This is a genomic window from Candidatus Methanoperedens sp., assembly GCA_027460535.1.
Lineage (GTDB): Archaea > Halobacteriota > Methanosarcinia > Methanosarcinales > Methanoperedenaceae > Methanoperedens.
Genome location: JAPZAR010000031.1, coordinates 74,766 through 101,196, shown reverse-complemented (window position 1 = coordinate 101,196; position 26,431 = coordinate 74,766). Strand labels below are relative to the sequence as shown.

30 protein-coding genes, 1 tRNA gene and 1 pseudogene are annotated in these 26,431 nt (G+C 46.4%); 21 read left to right on the top strand and 11 right to left on the bottom strand.

Annotation, left to right across the window (positions count from 1 at the left end; translation table 11 throughout):
* Nucleotides 1–14: 14 nt before the first annotated feature.
* The 6 genes from O8C65_14770 to cfbC form a co-directional block, all read right to left on the bottom strand.
* Nucleotides 15–284: a 4Fe-4S binding protein gene (locus tag O8C65_14770; GenBank protein MCZ7358180.1), complete on the bottom strand. Its 270-nt coding sequence runs from the start codon at nt 282–284 to the stop codon at nt 15–17.
* Between the two features lie 9 nt (nt 285–293).
* Nucleotides 294–1,655: a nitrogenase molybdenum-iron protein subunit beta gene (locus O8C65_14765; protein ID MCZ7358179.1), complete on the bottom strand. Its 1,362-nt coding sequence runs from the start codon at nt 1,653–1,655 to the stop codon at nt 294–296.
* A complete protein-coding gene (locus O8C65_14760; protein MCZ7358178.1) occupies nt 1,656–3,026 on the bottom strand; it encodes a nitrogenase component I subunit alpha in 1,371 nt (456 codons plus the stop codon).
* A gap of 130 nt (nt 3,027–3,156) precedes the next feature.
* On the bottom strand, nt 3,157–3,534 hold the full coding sequence (locus O8C65_14755; protein ID MCZ7358177.1) for a P-II family nitrogen regulator: 378 nt from the start codon (nt 3,532–3,534) through the stop codon (nt 3,157–3,159).
* 8 nt (nt 3,535–3,542) lie between these two features.
* The gene (locus O8C65_14750) at nt 3,543–3,860 is read right to left on the bottom strand and encodes a P-II family nitrogen regulator (protein ID MCZ7358176.1); all 318 of its coding nucleotides are present in this window, start codon (nt 3,858–3,860) and stop codon (nt 3,543–3,545) included.
* 4 nt (nt 3,861–3,864) lie between these two features.
* Complete coding sequence (cfbC, locus tag O8C65_14745) at nt 3,865–4,689, bottom strand: Ni-sirohydrochlorin a,c-diamide reductive cyclase ATP-dependent reductase subunit (GenBank protein MCZ7358175.1); 825 nt, start codon at nt 4,687–4,689, stop codon at nt 3,865–3,867.
* 150 nt (nt 4,690–4,839) lie between these two features.
* On the opposite strand from cfbC, the gene O8C65_14740 reads away from it, so the two are divergent.
* Both O8C65_14740 and O8C65_14735 read left to right on the top strand, forming a co-directional pair.
* Nucleotides 4,840–6,147 (top strand): ammonium transporter, encoded by a 1,308-nt coding sequence (locus tag O8C65_14740; GenBank protein MCZ7358174.1) that lies wholly within the window; start codon nt 4,840–4,842, stop codon nt 6,145–6,147.
* 10 nt (nt 6,148–6,157) lie between these two features.
* Nucleotides 6,158–6,496: a P-II family nitrogen regulator gene (locus O8C65_14735; protein ID MCZ7358173.1), complete on the top strand. Its 339-nt coding sequence runs from the start codon at nt 6,158–6,160 to the stop codon at nt 6,494–6,496.
* 99 nt (nt 6,497–6,595) lie between these two features.
* Here the strand turns inward: O8C65_14735 and O8C65_14730 are convergent, their stop codons facing one another.
* Nucleotides 6,596–6,745 carry a hypothetical protein gene (locus tag O8C65_14730; protein MCZ7358172.1) on the bottom strand — a complete coding sequence of 50 codons (150 nt, stop codon included), beginning with the start codon at nt 6,743–6,745 and terminating at the stop codon, nt 6,596–6,598.
* A gap of 929 nt (nt 6,746–7,674) precedes the next feature.
* On the opposite strand from O8C65_14730, the gene O8C65_14725 reads away from it, so the two are divergent.
* From O8C65_14725 to O8C65_14670, 12 genes are all read left to right on the top strand, one after another.
* Entirely contained in the window at nt 7,675–7,893 is a 219-nt protein-coding gene (locus O8C65_14725; protein ID MCZ7358171.1) for a sulfurtransferase TusA family protein, read from the top strand.
* A gap of 307 nt (nt 7,894–8,200) precedes the next feature.
* Nucleotides 8,201–9,445, top strand: a complete 1,245-nt coding sequence (locus O8C65_14720) for an S-layer protein domain-containing protein (GenBank protein MCZ7358170.1) — start codon at nt 8,201–8,203, stop codon at nt 9,443–9,445.
* A 194-nt stretch (nt 9,446–9,639) separates the two neighbouring features.
* Nucleotides 9,640–9,870, top strand: coding sequence for a hypothetical protein (locus O8C65_14715; GenBank protein ID MCZ7358169.1), 231 nt, complete (start codon nt 9,640–9,642; stop codon nt 9,868–9,870).
* Nucleotides 9,871–10,009: 139 nt separating this feature from the next.
* Entirely contained in the window at nt 10,010–10,816 is an 807-nt protein-coding gene (locus O8C65_14710; protein ID MCZ7358168.1) for an acyl-CoA dehydratase activase, read from the top strand.
* A gap of 2 nt (nt 10,817–10,818) precedes the next feature.
* Entirely contained in the window at nt 10,819–12,006 is a 1,188-nt protein-coding gene (locus O8C65_14705) for a 2-hydroxyacyl-CoA dehydratase family protein (protein MCZ7358167.1), read from the top strand.
* Complete coding sequence (locus tag O8C65_14700) at nt 12,003–13,394, top strand: 2-hydroxyacyl-CoA dehydratase family protein (protein MCZ7358166.1); 1,392 nt, start codon at nt 12,003–12,005, stop codon at nt 13,392–13,394. Before O8C65_14705 ends, O8C65_14700 begins: the two co-directional genes overlap by 4 nt.
* Nucleotides 13,395–13,485: 91 nt before the next feature.
* Complete coding sequence (locus tag O8C65_14695; protein MCZ7358165.1) at nt 13,486–14,337, top strand: ABC transporter ATP-binding protein; 852 nt, start codon at nt 13,486–13,488, stop codon at nt 14,335–14,337.
* 4 nt (nt 14,338–14,341) lie between these two features.
* Entirely contained in the window at nt 14,342–15,130 is a 789-nt protein-coding gene (locus O8C65_14690) for an ABC transporter permease (GenBank protein MCZ7358164.1), read from the top strand.
* Nucleotides 15,131–15,140: 10 nt separating this feature from the next.
* Nucleotides 15,141–16,166 (top strand): ABC transporter substrate-binding protein, encoded by a 1,026-nt coding sequence (locus O8C65_14685; GenBank protein ID MCZ7358163.1) that lies wholly within the window; start codon nt 15,141–15,143, stop codon nt 16,164–16,166.
* Nucleotides 16,167–16,178: 12 nt separating this feature from the next.
* Nucleotides 16,179–17,213 carry an ABC transporter substrate-binding protein gene (locus tag O8C65_14680; GenBank protein ID MCZ7358162.1) on the top strand — a complete coding sequence of 345 codons (1,035 nt, stop codon included), beginning with the start codon at nt 16,179–16,181 and terminating at the stop codon, nt 17,211–17,213.
* A gap of 14 nt (nt 17,214–17,227) precedes the next feature.
* On the top strand, nt 17,228–17,461 hold the full coding sequence (locus O8C65_14675) for a sulfurtransferase TusA family protein (protein MCZ7358161.1): 234 nt from the start codon (nt 17,228–17,230) through the stop codon (nt 17,459–17,461).
* A 149-nt stretch (nt 17,462–17,610) separates the two neighbouring features.
* Nucleotides 17,611–17,865, top strand: a complete 255-nt coding sequence (locus O8C65_14670) for a hypothetical protein (protein MCZ7358160.1) — start codon at nt 17,611–17,613, stop codon at nt 17,863–17,865.
* Here O8C65_14670 and O8C65_14665 read toward each other — a convergent pair.
* The 4 genes from O8C65_14665 to O8C65_14650 all read right to left on the bottom strand — a co-directional run bounded on the left by O8C65_14665 (nt 17,837) and on the right by O8C65_14650 (nt 19,668).
* Nucleotides 17,837–17,908: transfer RNA gene (locus tag O8C65_14665), tRNA-Cys, on the bottom strand. The genes O8C65_14670 and O8C65_14665 overlap by 29 nt on opposite strands.
* Before the next feature lie 95 nt (nt 17,909–18,003).
* A complete protein-coding gene (locus tag O8C65_14660; GenBank protein MCZ7358159.1) occupies nt 18,004–18,195 on the bottom strand; it encodes a helix-turn-helix domain-containing protein in 192 nt (63 codons plus the stop codon).
* A gap of 747 nt (nt 18,196–18,942) precedes the next feature.
* Nucleotides 18,943–19,092, bottom strand: a complete 150-nt coding sequence (locus tag O8C65_14655) for a hypothetical protein (GenBank protein ID MCZ7358158.1) — start codon at nt 19,090–19,092, stop codon at nt 18,943–18,945.
* Between the two features lie 285 nt (nt 19,093–19,377).
* Nucleotides 19,378–19,668, bottom strand: coding sequence for a helix-turn-helix domain-containing protein (locus O8C65_14650; GenBank protein MCZ7358157.1), 291 nt, complete (start codon nt 19,666–19,668; stop codon nt 19,378–19,380).
* 580 nt (nt 19,669–20,248) lie between these two features.
* On the opposite strand from O8C65_14650, the gene O8C65_14645 reads away from it, so the two are divergent.
* From O8C65_14645 to O8C65_14615, 7 genes and pseudogenes are all read left to right on the top strand, one after another.
* The gene (locus O8C65_14645; GenBank protein ID MCZ7358156.1) at nt 20,249–20,548 is read left to right on the top strand and encodes a hypothetical protein; all 300 of its coding nucleotides are present in this window, start codon (nt 20,249–20,251) and stop codon (nt 20,546–20,548) included.
* A 502-nt stretch (nt 20,549–21,050) separates the two neighbouring features.
* On the top strand, nt 21,051–22,070 hold the full coding sequence (locus O8C65_14640) for a substrate-binding domain-containing protein (protein MCZ7358155.1): 1,020 nt from the start codon (nt 21,051–21,053) through the stop codon (nt 22,068–22,070).
* Between the two features lie 58 nt (nt 22,071–22,128).
* Entirely contained in the window at nt 22,129–23,049 is a 921-nt protein-coding gene (gene pstC, locus O8C65_14635) for a phosphate ABC transporter permease subunit PstC (protein MCZ7358154.1), read from the top strand.
* The gene (gene pstA / locus O8C65_14630) at nt 23,042–23,890 is read left to right on the top strand and encodes a phosphate ABC transporter permease PstA (GenBank protein ID MCZ7358153.1); all 849 of its coding nucleotides are present in this window, start codon (nt 23,042–23,044) and stop codon (nt 23,888–23,890) included. Before pstC ends, pstA begins: the two co-directional genes overlap by 8 nt.
* 6 nt (nt 23,891–23,896) lie before the next feature.
* Nucleotides 23,897–24,646: pseudogene (pstB, locus tag O8C65_14625) on the top strand (phosphate ABC transporter ATP-binding protein PstB).
* Between the two features lie 9 nt (nt 24,647–24,655).
* On the top strand, nt 24,656–24,889 hold the full coding sequence (locus O8C65_14620) for a sulfurtransferase TusA family protein (GenBank protein ID MCZ7358152.1): 234 nt from the start codon (nt 24,656–24,658) through the stop codon (nt 24,887–24,889).
* Between the two features lie 105 nt (nt 24,890–24,994).
* Entirely contained in the window at nt 24,995–26,176 is a 1,182-nt protein-coding gene (locus O8C65_14615) for a bifunctional 5,6,7,8-tetrahydromethanopterin hydro-lyase/3-hexulose-6-phosphate synthase (GenBank protein MCZ7358151.1), read from the top strand.
* Nucleotides 26,177–26,431 lie beyond the last annotated feature (255 nt).

The following is a 26,431-nucleotide window of genomic DNA, read 5'->3' as shown; positions in this document are numbered from 1 at the left end:
TGCGGTGTAAGTTCTTACCTCACTTTCGGCTCGCACACAATATTCTTCTTCGGGCATCCGCGTGCACATGCACCGCAGCCGATGCAGTTCCCGGGATGCGCCACTGTCATTACTTTTGCCCCGCAAAGGTCATCGCTATTGGGATGATCGATGTACTCGAACACACCGCGCCCACATATCTTGAAACATTTTCCGCAGCAGCCGCAGTCGTTAATGTTGCTGCGCACCACAAAGGTGGGAGTCCAGCTCCCGCCGGAAGATGTTATTCCTGTTAAATATTCCATGCTTCCACCTCACTGATGAAGCTTATTTGGGTCGTACTTGTGCCCCAGTATAGCGTTCGTCATCTGGTCAAGAAGGTATATCGAGCCGTTGTAGCCTATGATGGAATAGCGGTACACGCCCACACGGTCATACACAGGGAACCCGAAGCGCACTAAAGGAACACCCTCATCATCCGCTATGTCCTTGCCCTTGGAGTTGCCAAGTATCAGTTCAGCGCCGTGGGTTTTCACGACCTCATGGAATTCATAGAGGTCAGTGCCTTCAAGTATCTGGGTATCGGTCTTGTATTCGCTGTTCACCGCTTTGATGTCCGGGGCAAAGTCCTTGTGCTTTGTCGCTGTCATCGCTACTGTGGGGTTCATGCCCGCTTCGGCGCAGAACCTTACGATGGCAGACACAAGATCAGGGTCGCCGAATATCGCGACCTTCCTGCCATACATATAGTGATGCACGTCCACCATGCTGTCTATCAGGCGGCCGCGTTCGATCACAATTTCATTTGTGATTGGCACTTTGCTCAAACGGCTTATATTCTGCACGAACCTGTCCGTGTTTGCAACGCCGATTGGCGCAGGGTCAAGGATCGCGGGCACGTTGAACTTGTTTTTAAGATATACGGCAGCAGAGCCTGCTGTCCTGCATATCGCTATGGTACCAAGCGAGTTCGCCGAATCTGCGATGTCGGCAATCTTTGTTCCGCCATCGGGGAGCATTGGTTTATGTCCTCCAGGCAATATGGGAGTATCAAGGGTTTCGGAGATATCTGACAGGAATATGCTTTGCACATTCATTAAGCGCAGCATGTTCTTTAACTCCCTGATATCGCCGGGGTTTATTATGCCCGTGATAATGTTTATTTTGTTATTGGGTTCTGCCTTTTGTGCCAGCGTTTCCACAAGCGTCCTGAGGGCATTATCATAGCCAGTGAGATGCGTGCCAACATAGCTCGGCGTGGACGCAGGGAATATCTTCATCGTATCATCAGCCAGCGCCTTCTTTGCGATCAGTTTCACATCGTCACCTATCGTTTCGCTCATGCACGTGGTACAGATACCTATTGCAGCCGGGTTCAGCCTGGACTTGATGTTCTTTATTGCCTCTGTCAGGTTCTTGGCTCCTCCATATACAGCTGCGTCCTCGGCAAGCGAAGAAACCGCTACCTCGGCAGATTCCCTGAAATGGCGCGCGATATTGTAGCGGGGATACGTGCTGCATCCCTGGGAACCATGTACCAGTGGAACGCAGCCGTGCACTCCCATGTAGGCGAGTATGGCACCCATAGGCTGACACATCTTGGGAGGATTTATTGTAACGCTTCGAGTTTTACGAACCGTCTTGATAGGCTCAGAACTCTGATTCATCAAAGCCATTTACTTCACCTCCAGTGGCAGGTTTATGAACTTCCACACAGGGCTGTTCACCGCAACATCAATGTCCTTTGCAAAATTCACAAAGCCCTCAAATCCCGCATATGGTCCTTCTTCGTAGGAATGTCCGTTGATAAAGGGAATACCAAGCTTGTATGTCAGGTATTTTTCCTTCAAGCCTCCGATGAAGAAATCAGGCTTGAGCTTGACCAAGTATTCCTCTATCTCAAGGGCATTGGGGTTATCAATGCAGATATGCCCGGGCTTTGCCTTCTCCATTATTTTCTCGTAGTCGTCCTTGTGCCCGAACGTGGTTGCCGTGAGAATCGCTTCGATACCTAACTCTCGCATCGGGTCTATCCAGTGCCAGGCTCGCGGCGCTCCCTGGTATATGAAGCACTTCTTGCCCTCAAGCTTCTTCCGATAGTGATCGATCATTGGCTGGTACTTTGCGAGCTCCTCTGCTATCACCTTCTCTGCGTTCTCTTCAAGGTGGAAGAACTTCCCAACATCGCGAAGGGCGTCCGCAGTCTGCTTCATGCCGAACAGGGACACGTTGATATAGGGAATATTGTACTTGTCCTGGATCATCTTGGCGATATAGGTCGAGGACCTCTGGCACTGCACGATATTCAGTTTCGCCCTGTGCATTGGGGGGATGTCATGGTACGAGGCATTGCCTGTGAATACTGATAGAACTCTCACGCCCATTCTCTCAAACAGCGGCTTGACTATCCAGGCATCGCCGTCGATGTTGAATTCACCGATTATGCACATGTCATAGGGCGTGGTGGTCTCGGGCTCCTCTGTCCCGACCACTTTCTCAAATAGCGTGCGGTTTGCGATGTGGTGTCCAAGGGACTGGCTCACGCCCCTGAAGCCCTCGCAATGGAAAGGCACAACGGGTATTCCGATCTTCTCCTGGGCCTGCTTGCATATAGCGTCGGTATCGTCGCCTATCAGCCCGACCACGCAGGTGGAATACACGAAAACCGCCTTGCCTTCAGGAAACAGTTCATGTGCTTCTATAATGGAATTTAGTAGCTTTTTTGCACCCCCGTATATCACGCTTTCTTCGGTCAGGTCCGTACTGAAGCAGTACTTCCTGTGCAGCTTTACATCTGAAAGGTTCCTGCGCGTGCCCCATGTATAATAAGCGCATCCTATCGGACCGTGCACCAGTTGTATTGCGTCCTTTACTGGTCCGCCTACCACACCCCTGCATCCCGCGAACGTGCAGCCGCGCTCGGTCATGTCCCCGGGCACTGTCTGGATATTGCACATGGGCAGTATCATGTTCCCGGGTTCATGGCATACAATGTGTGGCTGACGCTGCGGTATGGGAATATCGCATTCAGGTAAGATTGTTGTCATGTTTATTTCTCCTTTTTATCGCGTTATTATTCCTATTGAACAATTTTAATCGCAGATGAACCAGAATAAACGCAGATATCCGAAGCAGTAAATCTGCGTTCATCTGCGTTTATCTGCGGTTCGTTACTATTCACTTCAATGCCTGTTCTCCGCTCTCTCCTGTTCTAACTCTCACTGCATCTTCCAGAGGGCACACGAAGATCTTGCCGTCTCCTATGTGCCCGCTCTGGTTTGTCCTGATTATGGTCTCAACAACTTTTGTGACATCTTCATCCTCGACCACAGCGTATATCATCCTCTTGGGAATAAAGCGCATGCTTGCGCCAGTATTTTTCTCTTCCACCTCAGTGAGTGTGGGATCAAGTTCATAATTCCAGCCCGGCAGTCCTTTCTGTTTTCCTCTGCCTTCCACGCTTACCATTGTAAGGGTGGGAACGCCAATCCCCAGAAGACCTGCTTTTGTCTCCTGCAACCTGTGCCTTCGTATTATGGCGATAACTTCCTTCATTATCTCACCTATAATCCTGATTCTCCGGTCCTCACAGTGTACGCCTCTGAAACATCGGTCACGAAGATCTTGCCGTCCCCGATATTCCCGGTGCGTGCGCTGTTCTGGATAACGTTCACCGCCTTTGGAACGTCCTCGTCCTCCACGACCAGCATCAGCATCACCTTGGGAAGTTCATCGTAACAAACCGTCCCTACCCTGATTCCTTTCTGTTTGCCTCGCCCGAACACATTCATCTTGGTCATGGAGTAGAATCCATCTTTTTCCAGATGCTCCACGACTTTTTCTTCCCTGTTCGGCCTGATTATTGCACGTATCATCTTCATGTTCTCACCTCTCCACAATACCGAATTCGACCATCATTTCCTCAAGCTCCTGCATCGCCATGGGCTTTGGGATCACGAAATTCCTGTTCTCTATGATGTTCTTTGCAAGTGAACGGTAAACCTCGGCCTGCTTGCAAGTTGGGTCAAAGTCTATCACAGTTTTCCGGTTAATCTCCGCCCGCTGTACCATGTTATCACGAGGAACGAATTGAATCAAATGTGAACCAATCTTTTTCGAGAATTCAGTGAGCAGTTCCAGCTCATTATCCACGTTGCGGGAGTTGCATATGATGCCTCCCAGGCGCGCATCGCCGTTCTCTGCGAATTTCACTATACCCTTGCAGATATTGTTGGCAGCGTAGAGAGCCATGAGTTCCCCGCTTGCAACGATGTATATCTCTTTTGCATAGCCTTCGCGTATGGGCATGGCAAAGCCGCCGCAGACCACGTCCCCGAGCACGTCGTAGAAGACGAAATCGAAGTCTTCATTGTAGGCTCCAAGCTCCTCCAGCAATTTTATTGCCGTGATAACTCCTCTTCCTGCGCAGCCCACGCCAGGTTCGGGGCCTCCTGCCTCAACGCACTTTATTCCGCCGAAGCCTGTGTGCTGGACAACATCAAGAGTTACACCGGCTGGGCCGTTGTCCCTCATTGTGTCCAGGACCGTTGCCTGTACTTTTCCCCAAAGGAGCATCCTTGTGGAGTCCGCCTTTGGGTCGCAGCCGATCTGCATTACTCGCTTGCCTATGGAAGCAAGCGCTGCGGTAAGGTTCTGGGTAGTTGTGGACTTACCGATCCCACCTTTTCCGTATATTGCTATCTGTCTCATTTCATCCTCCTCTTTGTGGCCGACAGCCTACTGGTGATTTAATAATATATAAAGATATTCAGTATAAAGATATTATCTATGATAAGCTTTATATAATATTAACTATTCAGTAGACAGCCGTATGCCATCATGCAAATTATAGGAGGAATAATGAAAATGTGTTTAAAAAAATCAATGTACTGGTCAATAATAATGAGCTTTCTACTGCTCTCTATACCTGCTCTGGCGGCAGATGCACCAAAAGTAGATTCTGGCGACACTGCATGGGTTCTTGCAAGTGCGGCGCTCGTGATGATAATGACCCCTGCTCTGGGTTTGTTCTATGGCGGTATGGTGCGGAAGAAAAATGCACTTTCAACCATAATGTTCAGCTTTGTCATTCTTGCGCTAATAAGCGTTCAGTGGGTGTTTTATGGCTATAGCCTCGCTTTTGGGCCGGACATAGGTCATGTAATCGGCAATCTCAATTGGCTGGGGCTTAACGGGGTAGGCCAGGAGCCCAACCCCGATTATGCTGCAACCATTCCTGCCCTGGCGTATATGATATTCCAGGCAATGTTTGCAATAATTACGGTCGCGCTCATTTCAGGGGCATTCGTCGAGCGCATAAAGTTCAAAGCCTTCATGGTGTTCTCTCTGCTCTGGGCAACTCTTGTTTACGACCCGATAGCGCACTGGGTATGGGGTACAGGCGGATGGCTTCGCAACATGGGTGCGCTTGATTTTGCCGGCGGAACTGTTGTGCACATTAGCTCAGGAGTATCAGCTCTTGCAATTGCCTTCGTGATAGGCTCACGCAAAGGATTTGGGAAGCAGGCCATGGAGCCGCACAACATACCCATGGTTGTTCTTGGCGCAGCGCTCCTTTGGTTCGGCTGGTTCGGGTTTAACGGAGGAAGCGCCCTTGCAAGCAACGGACTTGCAGTAAGCGCCTTTGTGGTAACCAACACAGCCGCAGCAGCGGCAGCGTTGATGTGGACACTGCTTAGCTGGTACCACAAGAGACCGAGTGTTCTGGGTGCAGCCACCGGCGGTGTAGTGGGTCTTGTGGCAATAACGCCCGCTTCTGGTTACGTTACGCCGATGGCAGCTATCGTAATAGGAGCAGTCGGAGCCGTTATCAGTTATTATGCGATGCTCTTCAGGAGTAAGCAGAATGTGGATGATTCCCTTGATGTCTGGGCATGCCATGGTCTGGGCGGAACCTGGGGCGCAATTGCTACGGGCATATTCGCCACTGTAGCTGTAAATTCCGCAGGTGCAAATGGCTTGCTCTACGGAAATCCCGGACAGCTTACGACGCAGTTAATTGCGGTTGGCGTGACATGGGTGTACGCTTTTGTCATGACCGTCATCCTGGCAAAGATCATAGATGCGACCATTGGACTGCGTGTCCGGGATGAAGAGGAAGCTGTTGGCCTGGACATTTCCCAGCATGCTGAGAAGGCTTACGCGTGAGGAGAGCAAAATGAAGAAAATCGAGGCAATAATAAGACCTGAAGATCTTGATGGCGTTCGAGTATCGCTTCAGGAGAAAGGTATCGTAGGCATGACAGTGGAAGAAGTGCAGGGACGCGGACGACAGAAAGGCGTCTGCTTGCAATGGCGAGCAGGCGAATACTGCGTTGAATTCCTGCCAAAGATCAAAGTGGACATGGTAGTGGACGATAAGGATGTGGAAACCGCGATAGAAGCAATCATCAAAGTTGCCAGAACAGGCAGGAATGGCGATGGCAAGATTTTCATCTATCCGGTTGAAGATGTCGTGCGTGTCAGCACAGGCGAGCGCGGAAAGGAGGCTATATAATGCGGCTTCAGAGGCATTTTAACATTACTATGTAGGAGAAAATATTATAGGAGAAAAATATTATGACAACAACGCCTAGAACCCCCCGCTTATTCATTTTTATCCCTTCAACAGGATTTCTTCGATGGCAAAAGCATCTTTACCGCAGTCACTGCATGATGCCATGGCTATCCCTTTGATAAAATCCGCGCTCGTTATTGATATCGTGGCCTTGCAGTTGGGGCATTTGTACTGTTTGGTTGAAGTCATATCAGCCACCAGACAAAATCCTGTATCTGGAGATTGCTTGAGCTTTTAACCAAATCTTTTTCCTGCCCGCTTTCGGGCAGTAGATTGGATTCCCCTTTAACTATACCCTTACCGGTATCTGTATCTGGGGCAAAGTAAACCCCTTCTGTTTTCTTGTAGTGTCATTTTATCACCAATACAGCATAGTTTTCTAAGATATTTAAATCGAGAAATGAGCCAAATTTGACAAATTCATTCGGTTTTCAGGAAGACCAAGGCAATAATCCCATAAAAATCAATTTGTTGTGATGTATTGTGTGAAACTTCTAGAGTAACGGCTCATGCTCCCTTTATCAACCCTCACGATCTCCCGCAGGCAGCTTTTATCCAGTGTTTTGGGAGATGGTTGCCTCCATCGGTCATGGTTGGCTTGCTATTGCGGGCTGAGCCGCCATAAGGTATAATCAGTGGGAAAAAATTGTCTCTATTGTTACAGTTTCAGAATATATCTGTCAAAAGTTGCTGATTTCTGAATTGATATAAGTATTGAGTTATTTGTTATGTATCAGGTGATACAAAATGAAAAACATCAAAAGAAGGAATCGTCTTTGTCTCCGACAAAGGCAAAGAACAGAAAACAACTCCGGTTCTCGATACGTTGAAGGAATGGCGCGAGTTTGAGTACTCACGAACGCAGAGGAGAACGCCGATACTTGACACTCTTGATGCTATGATAGCAAGAGTTGAGAAGGCAGCTGAATCAAATAATGAACACGAGGTTTATTTTAAAGGTCGATAAATATGACAAATCTTTGTTGGCACAATCCAAAGACCGTGTACCGAGATACCCAGTCTCGTGCTGGATATCGGGTTAAAGGCTAAGGCAAACAATAAGAGCAATTTTTGCCTGCACCTTAAATTACAATAAACCGGAAATTCATGGGAGATACATGCATAAATTAGACGCAAGAGGCAAGGTATGCCCGCTGCCGCTGTTCTACACCAAGAAAGAGATCGACGGGTTGAAACCCGGGGAAGAGCTTGAAGTATTGACTGATGATACCATCGCAAAAGATACGATTCCGCGGTGGAGCAAGGAACACGGGCATGAGATAGTTAAGATTGAGGATTCGGGCCGAGATCTTAGAGTGATTATAAGAAAATGCTGAACAGTTTTTGTTGCTTTTACTGATATTCCTCTCAAAATTTTTTATAATCTGATGGTCGGAGGTATGGAGATGGGAGAAGCTCACTCTGTTGCACAGGTGTGCAACCGCGATTGCACATGCGCTTACTTCTTTCAGTCTATTTAATATTGTAAAGAGGATGATTTTGCTTTGAATCCTCGCTAATTGGAATATATGCGGATTAATTTGCCGGGTTTATTTGGTTTCTGGAACTATGATGACAACTCTTGCTGATTTCTCTATCATTATATAAGTTTGGGAAAATGTCTGGCATACGGAGATAATAAAAATGAAAAAAATAATAGCAATATTTGCACTCGTGCTCATTTTAATAATGCCCGCAACTGCTGCCAATGTGACCAAAGTCGAGATTCACGGCGTTGTTTTTGACCAGGGTTCGAAAATATATAATACCACATTGCTGTGGGATGCCCAGAAATTCCCGGGTTTCTGGTATAACTTTAACGGCGGCAAATCAAGTGAAACTCTCAGCATTACTCAATCTGCATCAAGCTTAACAGCCAGCAGCAGGACTATCCAGAAGGAAAATCTTTTCTATAATACCTCACTCACAGACCAGAACTTTACAGTGTTCACTGAGAAGGGCAAAGAAGTAGAGAATGGTCTTGATTACAGCAGCGGTACCTTTACAAAGAGCGCTACAGGCGGTAAATATGCTCAGCTTGGCTGGTTTGGCGTGCAGTACGTGGCTGTAAACGGCAAAGCAAATAAGTTAGCCAGGTTACTTGTTAATCAGGGAAGAGGTATTGAAGAACAGAAGACATTAAAGCTTGGTACAATCTGGGAGCTCGGGGAAGGTTATAATCTTACTGTCGAAGCACTTGATACAACAGCATCCCCAAGACAGGCGCACCTTTCCTTATCCAGGGATGGAAAAATATTGGATAATAAAGTGGTTAACGAGGGTGACGTTTATTCGTATTCCGTGAATAACCTGAAAGGTGAATCCGATGTCCCGGTATTCGTTACAAATGTAGTGAGCATTTTTGCAGGTGCAGAAGGTATGTCTACTTTAGTCCAGCTCAGATATACATGGTTCATCTCACAGAATGTGCTTGAGGTCAAAGCTGGGGATGCGTTTGGGGTATTTGAGGTCAAGGAGGCAAATGAAAACTACGTGCTCCTCTACAATAAGGACAAGACCATAAACCTTGACCAGAACACGGTGCAGCCGTTGTACGGTGACCTGAAGTTCAGGGTGGCGGATAGTTCGACTGCGCTGCGGTTCTATCCGATTCTCGAACAAACAATTCCGACAGCGCCCAAGGTGGAATTAAAAGCCGCAAGTGCTACAGCAACTGCTACTACCATGCCCGCTGCGACACAGACAGCAGCTGCAACTCCAGCGCCTGCCTCGCTGCAGGCAGCAGCGCCATCTCAAACACTATCGTCAAATTCCCTGCAGACGGATACGAAACCGGGCATTATAGCCGAACCACAGCAGTGGTATTGGGAGTTGTTTGCAATGGCAGGACTTGTTACGACAGGATATTTAATACTGAGGAGAGATTAAACTCTCCTCCTTTTTTACGGGGCAGAATATTCGCAGCGCACGCAAAAATACTTTCCATGTGGGTGATGATCTCGCGGGGATAGCCTCAGTAGATAGATTCAGCCCATTGCTTCACTATTCTACAGACAGCTTTTTTACGAAGGCGGCTCAACTGAGGGAGACCTGGATTAGGAAAAGATATCACCCAACCTGGAATGGCTTCATTAATCCTTGGAATACATTCCGGGCTGCCTAACCCTGATTTTACACAGCTTGGAAATATTGATGGAGAAAAGGACAAGATAGAATCACCATTCCTTGGCTCCAGCACTGGCGCTATTCTTAGGCCTATGCTTGGAGGGATAATAGGGGATGCCTTTGGAGTGCAGGTGATTCTTCTGGGGTTTATGCTTCCATTTGGTACCCTGGCGTTCTATACTTTCTAGACGGCAGAAAACAGAATTGATTCGGAAAATATTGCCACAATGATGCAGGATTTGGAATAAATTAGGCTGCAGTTGCTGATTTCTAAAGAGTATTATAAGAATAGAGTATAGTGTGTTTACTCTACATTAGGAGTATAATATGACAAAAAAAATAGATGATAAACCAATATTTGCGGGTGTGGATGTGGGCTCGCTAACGACCAAATCTGTGATCGTATCCAACGGCACTATACTTGGCCACGGTCTTATTCCAACTGGGATAAATACGGAAGAGAATGGCCTGAAGGCTCTCCAGAAGGCGCTTGATGCGGCAAAACTGACGCGTGATGACCTGAAATATATCGTTGCTACAGGTTATGGCAGAATTTCAGCCCCGTATGCAAACAAGACCGTAACCGAGATAACCTGCCATGCAAAAGGCGCCCATTATCTCCATCCTGGAACAAGAACAATAATCGATATGGGGGGACAGGACTGCAAGGCGATCCGCCTGGACGAGGATGGCAATGTCATAGATTTTGCCATGAATGATAAATGCGCAGCGGGCACAGGGCGATTCCTTGAAGTAATGGCTAATGTTTTCAAGGTTAAACTTAATGATCTTGGTCCTTTAGCACTGAAAGCAAAAGAAATCGTGCCCATGAGCAGCACATGCACGGTCTTCGCCGAATCCGAGACTATTTCCCTGCTGGCAAGAGGCGAGAAACCGGAGAACATCCTCAAAGGAATCCACCATGCCATTGCGAACAGGGTATCCGGGATGTTTTCGCGCGTAGGTTTGGAAAGTGATGTGTTCTTCTCAGGCGGGGTGGCAAAGAATGTGGGAATGAAATCTGCACTCGAAGAAGTGCTGAAGGCTAAGATAGTTGCACCGGAATACGATCCGCAGTTGGTTGGGGCGCTGGGAGCGGCAATACTTGCAAAAAGCTACGGAGGAAAGGTGTAAAAATGGCGCTGGATACGTTAAAAAAGATCGACGAGGCTGTAAAGGAAAGACCCGGAGAGCTCGCCAAAGCAAGGGAAAATGGAGCAAATGTTGTGGGATGGTTCAATTACAATATTCCTGAAGAAATAATCCATGCGCTTGGATTGATCCCTGTCAGGCTGGGGAAAGGGGGGGATGACAGGTTGGTTGAGATTGGCGCCAGGTATATTTCAACTAAAAACTGCGTTTTCGTAAGGGAGAGCGTCGGTCTATTTGCTGAGAACCAGGACCCGTATATTAAAAACACGGATATGGTGGCGATAGATGCTACCTGCCTGCAGATGTACCGCATGGCGGAGCTTATAAAATATTATTTCAAGGTTAATACGGTCATCCTCGGTGTGCCGAGAAATTTCTATCTGCCTGAAGGGCAGGAATATTTCTGGAAAGAACTGGAAGCCTTCACACATAGACTGGAAGAATTCTCAGGAAATAAACTTGATAAGAACAAGCTCGCTGAATCCATCAAACTTTACAATGGCATAAGAAAAGCCATAGGAAAACTGTACAGATATCAGGCTGCGGTTGATGCTCCGATCAAATGGCGCGAGGTTTTTGATGTAATACACGCAGGGTATTACCTCGACAGGGAGCAGTACTTTTCGTTATTACAGGAGCTGTTAAAAGAGCTGAAAGAAAAACACGGCGCTCCGGTAACAGCAAAACTGAATGGCGATGCCCGCATCCTGCTGTCGGGAAGCATAATACCTCCCGGAGATTCAAAGCTTTTAGATATTATCGAGCAGGTTGGGGGCAGGATTGTGGGCGATGACCTGTGGTCAGGTCTTAGCCCCTTCCTGCATGTGGATATTAAGGAGCCGTCTATAAAAGGCATAGCGGATGCTTATATCAACAGAGTTCCCCATGCAGCGCTTCCGTACCTTGACCTGAAAACGGACAGGCGGCTTAAGAACCTGAAAAAACAGATCCATGACCAGAAGGCGCAGGGAGTAATTTACCATACGCTGCGTTACTGCGACCCCTTCACGTTCAAGGCAGGTGAGACGAAAGATGTCCTCAAAAAAGAGGGCATACCCCTGCTTGAGATCCATACCGAGTATGCACGCTCTGATATCGAAGCAATAAGAACCAGAGCGGAGGCTTTCGTTGAGATGATACGAAATAAACATGACAGAGAGGTGGAAGCATGAGCAATAACGGACTGTTCAGTTATCCGGCAGAGCTGGAGCCGCAGTTTGCTGAGACCGAGGACATAAATTTCAGGGATGGAACAAGCGTTCCAGCGTCACAGGTCTGGGCCTTCATGACCAGGGAAGCCCCGAAGAGGTTCCCGTTCGCTTTTGACAGCAGCGCCAACCATATCGGCAGGCTTTCTGATGACGTGGAGTTCTTCGGCGGCATCAAAAGGGGCTACCTGACCCTTACTCTTAAGGACCGCCTGTTAGAGGCTCATGGTAGAGGCGTGCCCGTCGTTCTGATCCAGGGCGGGCAGTCCATGGACCCTTATTACGCGGCTGGCGGAATACCGCTGCGACCCGGGTTCGTGATGCAGTGGGCAAGAACCATGCAGGAGGGATTGAATCTCAGGGAGGCTGATCTGCGGGGGCTGGAAATCCTTGAATCAGGCAGGAAAAAGATAAGCATAGAAGCATGCAACCAGATCGCAGCCCACGCAGCTATTGATGATAAAGTCGTGCCTGTTGACCTGATCGCCCCTTACCTCTGCTTACGCTGCTCCGACATGGCTTACCTTGTTGAATCCCACCGCAGTAAAAACGGCGAGGTTCCCAGGTATCTTGTGGATTACCCTATTGAAAATGAAAATAAGGAATGGGCTTTGAGTTATCTCGCTACTATGCTCCGTACACTGACTAAAAAAATCAGTGATGCATCAGGAAAAGAGGTTACAGATAAAGATGTCCTGGAGGAGATAAAGCTTGAGAACAAAGGACGCCAACTGGCTCGTGATATTATCGAACTCTGGTGGTCGGCAAAGGTACCCCCGATAAACAGTACGGACTTTTACGGCGTACCGTTCCTTGCGAACGATTTCGTGGGAGACCCTGTTGCGACCGTGGGAGTTCTGGAAGAGACAAAGAAAGAGGTCGAGGAAAGGGTCAAACATTCGGTCATAGGCACAGGGCTTGTTGACGACCCGAAGCGTCTGTTCGTATGCGGCTCATGCGTGGGCCCGAATCCGCACCACGTTGAGAAAGCCGGAGGCGTACTTGTCGGGCGCGATGATAACTGGAGTTCTGTGAGTTCCGACGTCATGGAAAACGGAGACCCATATGAGAACCTTGGCAGAGCAATACTCTCTTTCCCCTACGAGCAGCCTACAGAGAAGAGGGCTGAGTGGACAGCCGAGCAGGTGAAGAAATCAAGAGCTGATGGTGTAGTATTCATGTACAACTGGGGCTGCAATTTCCAGACCGCGGTGGCAAGAATGATGTCGGATATTATCAAAGAAAAGACCGGAGTACCCACGACATTCATCGAGGTCGGTGAACTGGGGCGCATGGAGGCGCTGGAGCAGTCAGAGAACCGTATCGAGTCTTTTATCGAGATACTGAGGTAAGTGAAAGTTTCTCAGATAAAACCAATTATGGGGTAAGTAGGAAGCAGTAGCCAATAGTGCCTGCAAAACTTAAGGATATCGAAGGAGAACCATGTCAAAGATCCTGGCAGAAAATATCACAAAAATATTCAAGACAAAGACCAACGGCAGGCAGAACGGGAACTCACAACTTCTGGCTCTGGACAGCGTGAACCTGGAAATCAAAAAAGGAGAATTCCTGGCACTGGTAGGTCCAAGCGGATGCGGAAAGTCAACGTTCCTTGACATAGTGGGTGGTATGACCCAGCCAAGCGGCGGGAGAATCTATATCGATGGTAAGCCCATAAACGGCCCTGCTCTGGACAGGGGGATAGTTTTCCAGGGATATGCCCTGTTCCCGTGGAGAAAGGCTCTTGAGAATGTGGAATTCGGGCTGGAAGCTAAAGGAACGCCTAAAAACGAAAGAGAAGCTATCGCACGAAAATATCTCTCGTTAGTGGGATTATCGAGCTTTGAGAACCACTACCCGTATGAACTGAGCGGTGGAATGAAACAGCGCGTTGCAATAGCAAGGGCGCTTGCTTATGATCCTGATGTCTTACTGATGGATGAACCCTTCGGGGCACTGGATGCACAGACAAGGGAGATCCTCCAGGTAGAGCTGTTGAGGATATGGGAAGAAACACATAAGACGATCTTATTCGTGACCCACAGCATCGATGAAGCTGTCTTCCTTGCAGATCGCATTGCGATAATGACTGCACGGCCGGGTGTAATAAAGGATATCGTTGATGTAGATCTTCCCAGACCACGGCTGGATGAAGAAACAAAATCCTCACCTGAATTTGCAAAATTGAGGTACGATATCTGGGGGTTGGTAAAAGGTGAGGTCGCGAAAGCCCAGCAGGAAGTTGGTTGCAGGCACGCTGTTCGAAGTGAATTAATTCAAAAAGCGGGTGCGTAGGCAGATGGAAAAGAACTTCATAAAAGGCATCTCCTTTCTGAGAAACGGCATCCAGAGAAGTTTAATAATAGTGATATTCCTTGCACTCTGGGAAATATTGCCTGATGCAGGTATAGTAGACCGCGCTTTTCTTCCCCCGGTCTCCGAAGTGGTAGCGGCGCTTATAAAAATGCTTTCTTCAGGTATTTTGATAGAACATATACTGATAAGCCTGCAGAGGGCTTTTTTGGGATTTGCTCTTGCAGTGCTGGTGGCTATTCCGCTCGGGATATTGATGGGATGGTATAAACTGTTTGAAAGGTTTGTCGATCCTTTAATCCAGGCTTTCAGGAATACCTCAACCCTGGCGTTATACCCTGTTTTCATACTCTTCCTCGGGATAGGCGAAGCCTCCAAGGTCGCCCTACTCTTTCAAGCATCACTGTGGCCGATTTTGATAAACACCATAAGCGGAGTGAAAAATGTTGACCCGCTCCTGATAAAATCTGCAAGGTCCATGGCTGTTTCGAACGTTTTCATTTTCAGGAAAGTAGTGCTGCCTTCTTCGATACCGTCAATAGCCTCTGGTATCAGGATGAGCGCTTCGATATCTCTTGTGGTTCTTGTAGCTGCAGAAATGATCGGCGCCAAATCAGGGCTGGGGTTTCTCATCATAAATTCGCAGTACAACTTCATGATTCCTGAGATGTACGCTGCAATCGTTACTTTAGTCGTGCTGGGGCTTGCTCTTAATTATGCTCTTGTCTGGCTGGAGAAGAAAGCTACCGGCTGGAAAGAGGAAATAAATATCTAAGGAGGATTTTATGAAACAGAATTTGAAATTTTTTTCGGCTGCACTGGTGATAATAATACTGGTTGCCGGAACAGCCGGATTTGGGTCGTTTTCGAAAAAAGAGGCAGAGGTAAATAAGCCTGGTACATCAAAAGATTTGACCACCCTTCGGACTACGGTAAGTCTGGGTTCTGTAGGTATCCATGATATCGCCGATGAAAAAGGCTTTTTTGCTGAACAGGGAATTAAAATCGAAAGCCTCGGGAGTACAACAGGTGGTACAGAAGGCGTGCAAGCACTGATATCGGGAAGTATTGATTTTGCTTCATCCGCCTGGCAGCCGTGGATAAATGCCGCTAACAGAGGTAGCAAGGTCAAAACTGTAGTAGCTGCTTTCGGGCAAAATGCAGAGTTTCAGGGCCAACTCTGGATAGTGCTAAAAAACAGCACGATTAAAACCGCTAAAGACCTTGTGGGCAAAAAAATAGCAATAAATGTACTCGGGGCAGAGTCGGATTATATTACAAGAGAATATCTGAAAAAGAACGGGCTTTCTATTGACCAGGTTCAACTGGTCGTGGTACCCTGGCCCCAACACGAGCAGGTTTTAAGGAGCAGGCAGGTGGATGTAGTTGCGGCAAATTCACCATTTTCGGATAAATTACTGGAGGGGGGCGATACAAGGGTTCTATTCTCAGGTTATGACGTTAGGGGTGAAACAGCATCGGGTGCTTACGGCGTGCGTGAGGAGCTGATAAAACAACACCCTGAAACCGTAAAAAGATTTGTTGCCGCGATTGCAAAGGCATATGATTGGTCGGAAGAGAATCCAGTGGAAGCTAAAAAAATCGTTGCTGAGATATATAAAAAGAGGGGAGGAAATCCTGAGTTAGCGAAATACTGGAGTCCTAAGAGGGCATGGGAGCATGGCTTCATAAAAGATACGGATATTCAGTGGTGGCTCGATATTTTTGTCAAGGATGGAATAATAAAAAATGGCCAATTGAAGCCTTCTGATATCTATACTGAGGAATTTAACCCGTATTCCCAAAAATAAGCGAGGTTCATAATGAAAAAAAAATTGAAATTCTTTTCGGCTGCACTGGTATTAGTAGTCCTGATTGCCGCAGCGGCTGGATCTGGATTGTTTTCGAAAAAGGAAACAAGAGCTATTGATAATACACCTGCCATACAAAAAGACCTGCTCACACTTAGAACTACAGGTAACCTGGGTTCTTCTGCGCTCCCTATCGATATCGCTGAGGAGAAAGGGTTTTTCAGGGAGCAGGGTATTAAACTTGAAATAATCGGGGCTACACAGGTAGGTACAGAAAGTGTGCAGGCGCTACTGGCTGGAAGCATTGATATTGCCGGCTCTGCCTGGCAGCCGTGGATAAATGCAATTAATAGAGGTGCGAGGCTCAAAGTTGTGGTAGCAGGGCAGGGGCAAAATGTGAAGGAACCCGGCATACTCTGGATAGTGTTGAAAAACAGCAGCATTAAAAGCGCCAGGGACCTAATTGGCAAAAAAATCGCTGTAAATGGACTGGGGGCTGAGGGAGACTATGTTACAAGAGAATACCTGAGGCAAAATGGGCCCTCCATCGACCAGGTCCAGTTGATCGTAGTCCCGTGGCCTCAGCACGAGCAGGTTTTGAAGAGCGGACAGGTCGATGTAGTTGCAGCAAATTCACCATTTTCGGATAAATTATTGGATGGAGGGGATACAAGAGTTTTGTTTTCTAACTATGACGTACGGGGTGAGACTGCATTGTATGTCTATGGAGTGCGGGAGGACCTGATAGAACAAAATCCTGAGGCTGTAAAAAGATTTGTTGCTGCAATAGCTAAGGCGTATGACTGGTCGGCAGAGAACCCCGAAGAAGCTGAAAAAATTGTCGCTGAGATATATAAAAAGCAAGGTGGGAATCCTGACCTGGCAAAATACTGGAGTCCTAAAAGGACATGGGAGCACGGGTTTATAAAAGATAAAGATGTGCAGTGGTGGTTTGATATATTTGCCAAAAATGGAATAATAAAGAACGGCCAATTGAAGCCTTCTGATATCTACACCAATGAATTTAACCCGTATTTCAAAAAATAAAGCAGGTGAAGTAATTGGCGATAATTCCAGAATATGAGCTTGATGTCAGAGGTGAAAAATGCCCGTATCCTCTTATCAGAACGCAACAGGAAGTAGAAACGCTGCCAAAAGGCGCAGTGCTTGAAGTGATAGCAAATGATCCTGAAGCCTGGCAGAATATCGATGTATGGATAACAAAATCGGGTCATGAGTTCATTGATGTCGTGATAAAAAAGGGAGTTTACCACATCTTTATCAGGAAAACGTGACCGAATAAAAGGAGCCTTGTAAATGGTAAAAAAATCAATAACTTATTTTGAACAGAACAGAAGGACACCTGAAGGAGTCGAGGATGTATATAATACGATTTTTGCAGTGGCAGAAAAATGAAGTCCGCTGATTGATAGTGAAAACTGAAATGAAAACTACAGGCAGGCTGAAATTTTTACTGTCAGAAACCTCCGGTGCCTTTGGCGACCGGTACTGGAAGGGCTTTGGATTAAGGGAGCATGCACTTTTAGCTGACAGCGACGCTCAGTTCTGGATAGACTGGCTGGTAACGGAAGGGAAGATAAAGGAAGGTCAGTTTAAACCCTCTGATTCTATACGAACAGTTCAATCCTTATTAAAAGAAATAAGATATAAGCCAGAGTCCGGACTCGAACCGGAATGAAATCGCTCTGCAGGCGATTGCGTAGCCGCTCCGCCACCCTGGCGATACGCTTTGTGGAGTGTGATTTTGTTCACCGAAGAGAGCACAAAGTTCGCAAAGATTAAGTCGAACGCGCAAAATTCTAAAAATAGGAAGTGGCTAACCAGTAACCACCTCCGGGGCATTAAAGTTCAGCCCGTACAGGCTCTGCCGCGCATCCTGGAAATAGAAGCGCTCCTGCAATACTTTTTCTTCTTTCAGCCTGTTCAGGGCATAGCGCACTGTCCTGGCTGGAAGATAGGTTTGCTTTACAATATCTTTCTGTGTTAAAAAGCCGCTCGATTCAAGCACTTTGAAAACAAGTTTTGCTGATGGCGGTAAATGATCTATCTTATTCGGTTCAATCTGTAGGCCATTATTGGCAAAGACGATTCCTTCTAAAATTCATTTTTAAATTCTCCGACTTAAAATTGGATTTATCGTTTATAAAGCTATTTATTCGAGCAATTGTTGTCGCAATTGACCTGATTTTTTAAGATGTAAAAATAGATAGGAGGCGAAATGTGACCCAGCGGACACATTCCGTTATTGCCCTTACTGACAATTGCCAATCATCTGGCATGTGTATTTAACCTTTCAAATCGGAGATGGTGTAAAATCTCTTCGTGTTGAAGTTGTTCGGATGGTTTTTGCTGAACAATGACGAACCGAGACGGGACACAGATTACACAGATGATACGGATGCGCACGGATTGAAATTATCCGTGAAAATCCGTCAAATCCGTGTCATCTGTGTTCTATTCATAATTGTCCAACACCAAACTTTTTTACAGCCTCAAATCGGATATTTATCCGGAAATCTTCTGAATTTGGATCTATTAAGGAAAAAATTACCTCATATTTTCGATCTCGTATATCGAAATCCCAGGCGCTCACTTTGCCCCGAAGCCTCCCCGCAGGAAGCGCCTCAGGTCTTCATCTTCGTCGGGATTTTCATTTTTGTTTCTTTCTTCACTAGTATAATTCATATCTTACCTCAAAAAATAGGGAAAGGGGGGGCACTAATGGATAGGATAATTTAATGCGCCCCATTTTTGTTTACCCATTCAACAGAACTTCGTCTATGGCAAAAGCATTCCTGCCGCAGTCACCACATGATGCCAATGCGATTCCTCTTATGAAATCCGCACTCGTTATCGATATCACCTGCATACAGTTCGGGCATTTGTACTGTTGGGTCGATTTCATATAAGCCACCAGACATTATCATGCATCCGGGCATTACCCCCAATTTCGCCCAATGCTTTCTCCGGATCACTTTCTTTTGCAGGGTTGATAGCCTTTTCGTTTTTACTGTATTCTATTCCGGGGACAAAGTAAATCCCTTCTGTTTTCTTGTAGTGTCATTTTATCACCAAAACAACATAGTTTTCATAGATATTTAAATCGAGTAAATGAGCCAAATTTGACAAATTCATTTGGTTTTCAGGAAGACAAAGGCAATTATTACCTCAAACAAATTTTATTAAAAAGTCATTTTATCTGATACAGGCACTGTCTGGCATCCTGGAAATATTCACGCTCTTCTAAAATATCTTCTTGTTTTAATCTGTTCAAGGCATAGCGCACTGTTCTTGTGGGAAGACGGGTAACTTTAGTTATCTCTTTTTGTGTCAGTGGCCCATGGTTTTCAAGTATATTAAGAACAAGTTTCATCGAAGGTGAGAAACCATCGATCTTAATCGAACTATAATTTCCCAATCCTTTACCTGGAATGCCTGTATCCGTCAAACTGAACCCATCACCTGACAAAATATCCCTCATGGTTGATCACTTAAACCATTTTATGAAGAGTATCAGCATAAGTTTAACCTACCAGGCAATTGTTGTCGCAATAATTCCGGTTCTGTTCAGATGGTGACAAAACCTGCCTGCATATTCAGGGATATATATATCATCTTTTTATATAGAAAGAGAAGTGAAAAATATGTTCAATCAAAGAAGGGATCGTTTTTGCCATCCATGACAAATGGAATGGTGAAGTACCGGAAATAGATGAAAATACAGAGGAAATACAAGGAGAATCGCCATTTGAGAACTATGCAAAGGAAAGACTGACAAGACCGGAATACCGTCGAATAAGGATCGGCCTTGAAAGATTAAGGCGCTCGCTTTCGATAATTGAAGGAAGCTGGCAACGTACAAGCAGGCATCATGCACAAATAGAACTTGGAAACATTCTTAGTCGCCAGCATGAGATCGAAAATGATGCAGAAAATATCGAAGATATGTACCTGCGTGAATATATCTATGAACAGCTCGATATAACAGCTTCTGCAAGACGGTCTTTAGCGCAAGATGTGAGATGGGATGTCCAGGCCAGTAAGAGGTATTAGAGTATATTATGAATGATATGGATGTTTTTGTTAGAAAATCTGCCAATTACAGAATCTGGGTAGATGAGACGGGAGTGGGGCGCATCCGTATCCTGAAAAGGATAAACTTCAAGACTCTTGTATCTCTTTTTGAGGAACTTCATGGGGAGATAAAAAAGAGAATTGCAGGCAATCCCGGAAAGGTTCAAATTATTTTTTATATATCCAAATCCCTCTATGATGAAATGTCTGTTAATGCAAAGGAATTCCTGGGATTCTGCCAATCCTGCATGGGTATTAAATTCGATCTTGTTTTAATAGAGATGTAAAAATCAGAACAATTGTGTCAACATCTGCCTCTTTCTGTAATTATATATATCCACCAGCATAATCTTTCAATTACGATTAATATGATCGAAAAAATATGCACGCCTTCCCGGATAAACAACCCCTGTCGAATGAAAGTAGAAACTGAAAAATCCAAAAATGATGTTGAGTTTGATAAGATAGTTAAATTCCTGAATGACCAGAAAGCGGTAATGGATTACGCAGGTTTAAATTAGTTCCATTTTTTGCCGCAATTATTCGGTTTTTGTAATCATCGCTCCAATTATCGCCTGTTTCTCTGCATATTTATATGCATCTGCCCATTTGCAGTTGCTTATTTCCTAAGCAGGTGAATTAAGAATGAATTTAAGAAGGGATCGTCTTTGCCGTCAAAGATGACAGCAATTTAATGCATAGTTATGGAAAACGCAGTGAAGAGTATCTACATATCCGGGATTTCCTGCAAAAACAGAAGAGCATTTTAAGGAATTCGAGGTGGAATTAATGAAAGCAAAAATTGTTACTATTTTTTTGATTACAGTTTTGATCGGGACATTATTATCAGGATGTGTCGGTAATCCAAAGTCTGAGACCCAGGCCAAGCCAGCTGTCACTACATCACCTGGAATTACGGCTGCACAGACCACTGTAAATTCGCAGGAACTTGAGGGCACTATAACGCTTTCGGGCGCATTTGCTTTGTATCCCATGGCTGTACGCTGGGGCGAGGAGTTCAAGAAGCTGCATCCCAAAGTGAGAATCGACATCTCCGCTGGCGGTGCGGGCAAGGGCATGGCTGACACGCTTGGCGGGCTTGTCGACATCGGCATGATATCAAGAGATGTTGATCCCTCGGAGATCCAGAAAGGCGCATATCCGATCGGTGTGACCAAGGATGCCGTTGTAGCCACAGTCAACGCAAAAAACCCGGTGCTTAACGATCTCCTGAGTAAGGGTGTCAAAAGAAAGACCTTTGCGGCTATGTATCTCAACGGGACTGTCAATACGTGGGGCGATGTAGTCGGGACTGAAAATAAAGCAGAAATTCATGTATATACGAGAAGCGATGCATCGGGCGCTTCTGATATTTGGGCAAAGTACCTGGGAGGGAAACAGGAAAGTCTCAAAGGCACAGGGGTTTACGGTGACCCCGGACTGCTTGCTGCGGTTCAGAAAGACCCCTTGGGAATAGGATATAACAACTACAACTATGCATTTGATATGATAACCGGGCAGCCAGTATCAGGCATTCAGGTAATACCATTCGACGTGAATGAGAACGGTATTGTTGATCCTGATGAGAATATAAGCACCAAGGAGAAAACAATTGCAGCCATTAAAAAAGGTGTCTTCCCGAGTCCACCAGCGAGAGTTGAATTATTTGTGACAAAAGGAAAGCCCACGGGAATTACGTCTGAATTCATCAGATGGGTTCTCACAGACGGGCAGAAATTCGTGGATGAAGCAGGCTATATACAATTGTCCAATGAAACACTTAACGGTGAGTTGAAAAAAGTTGAATGAAAGGTTAAGGGAAAAACTTGACCTTATATTTTTTATTTCAGTAAAAAGTGTATAACTCATGAATACTAGAAAACTAAAGGATGCCATTGCAGGTAGGCTAATGCTGGTTGCTGCTATATTCTCAAGCATTCTTGTATTTATTGTAGCTATTGCCCTTTACCTGCGATCAAAGCCAATCCTCGAAACGAAATCGCTGGGGGATCTTTTGCTCGGAAGTACATGGCTTCCCTCCCAGGGTGAGTTTGGCTTCTACCCGTTCATCCTGGGTACGGTCTATGTAACAGGGCTTGCCATGGTCTTCGCAGTACCCCTCTCTATCCTGAGTGCGGTCTATCTTGCGGAGTATGCCAATGAGAGATTGAAGTCAATGATCTTGCCCCTGATAGACCTGCTTGCAGGCATACCCCCTGTGGTATTCGGAGTTTTCGGGGTGCTGGCCATTGTACCTCTTGTAGCAGCCATCGCACCATTATTCAGAAACTCGGGAATACCCCTGTTGAGCGGCGGCAGCTACTCCACCGGTTACAGCCTGCTTGCCGGCGGCATCGTGCTTGCTATCATGGTGTTCCCCATTATTATCTCGATCTCATATGAGGTGTTCAAGGCAGTGCCATTTGATGTGAGGGAAGCATCCCTGTCACTTGGGGCCACACGGTGGCAGACAATAAAGCATGCTGTGATAAGAGCCGCGATACCGGGCATAGCAGCCGCGGTTATATTGGGCTTCTCCCGAGCGATCGGAGAGACGATGGCTGTCCTCATGGTTGTTGGGAATGTGGCGAAAATACCCTCTTCGATATTCGATCCGGCTTATCCTCTCCCTGCACTTATCGCCAATAACTACGGGGAAATGATGTCCATACCGATGTATGATTCAGCCCTGCTGCTTGCCGCTCTCATATTGATGCTGATCATTCTCTTCTCCACTCTTGGCGCAAGACTGATATTGATACGCATTGAGAGGGGGATGCATGGATAAACTTCGTGAGGAAAAGATATTCAAGGCTCTTATGATATCATCGCTGGCCATAGTGGTGGGCAGCCTTTTCATGGTCGCTGGTGTCATTGTCTGGAATGGTGCGCCTGCTCTTTCGCTATCTATGGTTACACAGCTGCCCAAGGGTGGGTACTATCTTGGAAAAGAGGGAGGCATTCTGAATGCCATAGTGGGCTCTCTGTACCTGGCGTTTGGCAGCCTGATCCTTGCGTTGATGATAAGCCTGCCTGCGGCGCTGTCACTGCAAAAAGATTATATCGGAAAAACAAAGGCTGCATATTACATCAGGCTCTCACTTGACGTACTCTGGGGCACTCCCTCTATCGTTTACGGAGCATTCGGTTTCATTATCATGCTCTATCTTGGCATGAGAGCATCGCTTCTGGGTGGAATAATCGTCCTGACTTTACTGCAACTGCCCATAATGATCCGCACCATGGAAGAGGTAATAAAAATGGTCCCTGCAGAATTGAAGGAAGCCTCTTATACCCTCGGCGCAACGCGTTTTGAGACCACCACTGGCGTAGTGGTGAGACAGGCGCTTCCAGGGATAGTGACTGCTGTAATCCTTGCCTTCGGCAGAGGGATCGGAGATGCCGCCTCTATTCTGTTCACAGCAGGCTATACAGACAGCCTGCCGCGCTCGCTTTTTGACCCTGTGGCTTCATTGCCGCTTGCTGTTTTTTTCCAGTTAGGAACGCCTTTCCCCGAGGTGCAGCAACGTGCGTATGCAAGCGCACTGATACTTCTATTAATAGTACTTGCACTCAGTTTAACATCACGGTATTTATCCAGGAAATTCAAGAAAAACATTATAAGGTGATTAAATTTGAAAAGTCATATCAGTATCCAGGATGTTAATGCGTTCTACGGCGATCATCAGGCTTTAAAAGGCATAACAGTTGAAATACCGGAAAAGCAGATAACAGCGATCATAGGACCGAGTGGATGCGGGAAGAGCACCTTACTCAAATGTTTCAACAGGCTTATTGATCTCACGGACGGAGCAAGAGCTTCAGGGAAAATAATTGTCGATGGCATAGATGTCCTTAACGGCAGCGTTGATATCACTGATGTGAGGCGCAGAATGGGACTGCTGCCGCAAAAACCAAATCCTCTTCCGATGTCGATATACGATAATGTGGCTTATGGACCTCGGGTGCACGGCACCAAAGACAAGAAAAAATTGGATCAAATAGTAGAGAAATACCTGAAAATCGCCGGTCTCTGGGATGAAGTGAAAGACCGCTTAAAGTCACCTGCATCGAAACTTTCCATAGGTCAGCAGCAGAGGCTCTGCCTTGCGAGGGGGCTTGCCGTCGAGCCTGAGATAATCCTGTGCGACGAGCCCACGTCGGCTTTAGATCCGGTCTCATCGCAGCATATCGAACAGCAGCTCCTCAAACTCAAGACTGATTACACCATCGTGATAGTCACCCACAACATCCACCAGGCCATGAGGCTTGCTGACTATGTGATCCACCTATACCTCGGCGAAATCGTAGAGCATGGTCCTGCAAATGAGGTTTTTGAAAACCCGAAGGAAGAGAGGACGCGGGCATATATTAATGGAACTTTCCTTGCAGATGTGAAAATAGATGAAGTGATCAACACGAAGGGGAATGTGTGCCCATATAATTTTGTATATGCTAAACAGGCGCTGCATAACCTCGGGAAGGGTAAAATCCTCAAGGTGATCGTGGATGACCCTACGGCAGTCACGGAGGTGCCACGGGGCATGGAAGCCGATGGTCACGAGGTATTGAATGTAAGGCAGATAAATAAGACCGACTGGGAGATAGTCATTCGAAAAAAAGATTAAGTTAGAACGATTATTAACAAGCAGAGGCGCATTCTCTCTGGATCTTATGCGTTAGAAATACCTATATATACTAAATTATCTATGTAAAGGCCCAGAGGTATTGAAGTGTTTTTAGTAGGCGAGGCTTTAATCGGCGAGGAACCAGAACTGGCTCATATTGATCTGATCATTGGAGAGAAAACAGGCCCTGTTGGGACGGCTTTTGCGAACGGATTTACACAGTTATCCGTAGGGCACACACCGCTTTTATCTGTCATAAGGCCGAACCTGCTCACAAAACCTGCCACGCTCATCGTACCGAAAGTAACGGTCAAGAACATGGCGCAGGCAGCCCAGATATTCGGTCCTGCGCAAAGTGCGGTGGCAAGAGCGGTGGCGGATTCCGTTCAGGAAGGCGTAATCCCGGAAGACCAGGTGGAGGACTTAAGCATCGTGGTCAGTGTATTCATCCATCCTGAAGCGAAAGATTACAATAAGATATATCGCTACAATTACGGCGCCACGAAGCTCGCAATTGAAAGAGCGATGCAGGGATTCCCGGATACCAAGACCGTAATGTACGAAAAGGACAGAACTATGCACCCGGTAATGGGATTCAAGGTCGTCAGGTTATGGAACCCGCCATATTTGCAGGTGGCTATAGATATTCCAGATATTGAGGCGGTCAAAGGCATATTAAAGCAGATACCCCAGAGCGATCATCTTATTATCGAAGCCGGTACCCCACTCATCAAGAGATATGGCGTTGAAGTCGTACAATCCATAAGGGAAGTGAGGCCGAATGCGTTTGTGGTGGCGGATTTGAAGACCCTGGACACAGGCAACCTTGAGGCGCGCATGGTGGCGGATGCTACTGCTGATGCTATAGTGATCTCCGGATTAGCGCCCGTTTCTACTATCGAAAAGGCGATAAAGGAAGCCAAGAAGACCGGCATCTACGCAGTTATCGATATGCTGAATGTTGAAAACCCGCTCGAAGTGCTAAAGAAGCTCACCATCAAACCTGATGTCGTGGAACTCCACAGGGCTATTGATACCGAGAACAAGGCAAAACATGCATGGGGAGATATCCCGGCAATGAAGAAGCTATCAGAGAGATTGCTCGTCGCGGTGGCAGGCGGAATCCGTGTGGATTCGGTCAAGGATGCCCTCAAGGCAGGTGCGGATATAATAGTGGTCGGCCGTGCGATCACGAAGGCCAAAGATGTGCGCTCCATGACAGAGCAGTTCATAGAGGAGCTGAAACAGCCGGAGATCGACCAGTACAGGATAATGACTGATTTTTAGTAATAAAATACAGAATAATTCATATCCTTCAGGGAATTAATCCTTTATGCTGACCAGCCGGACTGGACACCCAGATCCATTATTTTTATTCGGTCATCTTTTCCAGAAACTCTTTCTTTTGTTATCTCGCAAAGCATACTTTTAAAAGATTTATGAGGCTGGATATACATAATGCGCATGAAGGATTTTAAATATAATGAATATATTAAACAACTGTTATGCTACAAAGGCATCTTCTAATGAAGTATTTAAATA

What these genes read in the sequence shown, in the direction of transcription:
- pstA (MCZ7358153.1), top strand. Translation starts at nt 23,042, where the DNA reads ATGGATAAACTTCGTGAGGAAAAGATATTCAAGGCTCTTATGATATCA.
- O8C65_14705 (MCZ7358167.1), top strand. Translation starts at nt 10,819, where the DNA reads ATGGCGCTGGATACGTTAAAAAAGATCGACGAGGCTGTAAAGGAAAGA.
- O8C65_14645 (MCZ7358156.1), top strand. Translation starts at nt 20,249, where the DNA reads ATGAATGATATGGATGTTTTTGTTAGAAAATCTGCCAATTACAGAATC.
- O8C65_14755 (MCZ7358177.1), bottom strand. Translation starts at nt 3,534, where the DNA reads ATGAAGGAAGTTATCGCCATAATACGAAGGCACAGGTTGCAGGAGACA.
- O8C65_14740 (MCZ7358174.1), top strand. Translation starts at nt 4,840, where the DNA reads ATGAAAATGTGTTTAAAAAAATCAATGTACTGGTCAATAATAATGAGC.
- O8C65_14725 (MCZ7358171.1), top strand. Translation starts at nt 7,675, where the DNA reads ATGCATAAATTAGACGCAAGAGGCAAGGTATGCCCGCTGCCGCTGTTC.
- O8C65_14730 (MCZ7358172.1), bottom strand. Translation starts at nt 6,745, where the DNA reads ATGACTTCAACCAAACAGTACAAATGCCCCAACTGCAAGGCCACGATA.
- O8C65_14695 (MCZ7358165.1), top strand. Translation starts at nt 13,486, where the DNA reads ATGTCAAAGATCCTGGCAGAAAATATCACAAAAATATTCAAGACAAAG.
- O8C65_14690 (MCZ7358164.1), top strand. Translation starts at nt 14,342, where the DNA reads ATGGAAAAGAACTTCATAAAAGGCATCTCCTTTCTGAGAAACGGCATC.
- O8C65_14760 (MCZ7358178.1), bottom strand. Translation starts at nt 3,026, where the DNA reads ATGACAACAATCTTACCTGAATGCGATATTCCCATACCGCAGCGTCAG.
- O8C65_14680 (MCZ7358162.1), top strand. Translation starts at nt 16,179, where the DNA reads ATGAAAAAAAAATTGAAATTCTTTTCGGCTGCACTGGTATTAGTAGTC.
- O8C65_14685 (MCZ7358163.1), top strand. Translation starts at nt 15,141, where the DNA reads ATGAAACAGAATTTGAAATTTTTTTCGGCTGCACTGGTGATAATAATA.
- O8C65_14720 (MCZ7358170.1), top strand. Translation starts at nt 8,201, where the DNA reads ATGAAAAAAATAATAGCAATATTTGCACTCGTGCTCATTTTAATAATG.
- O8C65_14765 (MCZ7358179.1), bottom strand. Translation starts at nt 1,655, where the DNA reads ATGGCTTTGATGAATCAGAGTTCTGAGCCTATCAAGACGGTTCGTAAA.
- O8C65_14750 (MCZ7358176.1), bottom strand. Translation starts at nt 3,860, where the DNA reads ATGAAGATGATACGTGCAATAATCAGGCCGAACAGGGAAGAAAAAGTC.
- O8C65_14700 (MCZ7358166.1), top strand. Translation starts at nt 12,003, where the DNA reads ATGAGCAATAACGGACTGTTCAGTTATCCGGCAGAGCTGGAGCCGCAG.
- O8C65_14770 (MCZ7358180.1), bottom strand. Translation starts at nt 284, where the DNA reads ATGGAATATTTAACAGGAATAACATCTTCCGGCGGGAGCTGGACTCCC.
- O8C65_14650 (MCZ7358157.1), bottom strand. Translation starts at nt 19,668, where the DNA reads ATGAGGGATATTTTGTCAGGTGATGGGTTCAGTTTGACGGATACAGGC.
- O8C65_14670 (MCZ7358160.1), top strand. Translation starts at nt 17,611, where the DNA reads ATGAAAACTACAGGCAGGCTGAAATTTTTACTGTCAGAAACCTCCGGT.
- O8C65_14710 (MCZ7358168.1), top strand. Translation starts at nt 10,010, where the DNA reads ATGACAAAAAAAATAGATGATAAACCAATATTTGCGGGTGTGGATGTG.
- O8C65_14715 (MCZ7358169.1), top strand. Translation starts at nt 9,640, where the DNA reads ATGGCTTCATTAATCCTTGGAATACATTCCGGGCTGCCTAACCCTGAT.
- pstC (MCZ7358154.1), top strand. Translation starts at nt 22,129, where the DNA reads ATGAATACTAGAAAACTAAAGGATGCCATTGCAGGTAGGCTAATGCTG.
- O8C65_14735 (MCZ7358173.1), top strand. Translation starts at nt 6,158, where the DNA reads ATGAAGAAAATCGAGGCAATAATAAGACCTGAAGATCTTGATGGCGTT.
- cfbC (MCZ7358175.1), bottom strand. Translation starts at nt 4,689, where the DNA reads ATGAGACAGATAGCAATATACGGAAAAGGTGGGATCGGTAAGTCCACA.
- O8C65_14655 (MCZ7358158.1), bottom strand. Translation starts at nt 19,092, where the DNA reads ATGAAATCGACCCAACAGTACAAATGCCCGAACTGTATGCAGGTGATA.
- O8C65_14640 (MCZ7358155.1), top strand. Translation starts at nt 21,051, where the DNA reads ATGAAAGCAAAAATTGTTACTATTTTTTTGATTACAGTTTTGATCGGG.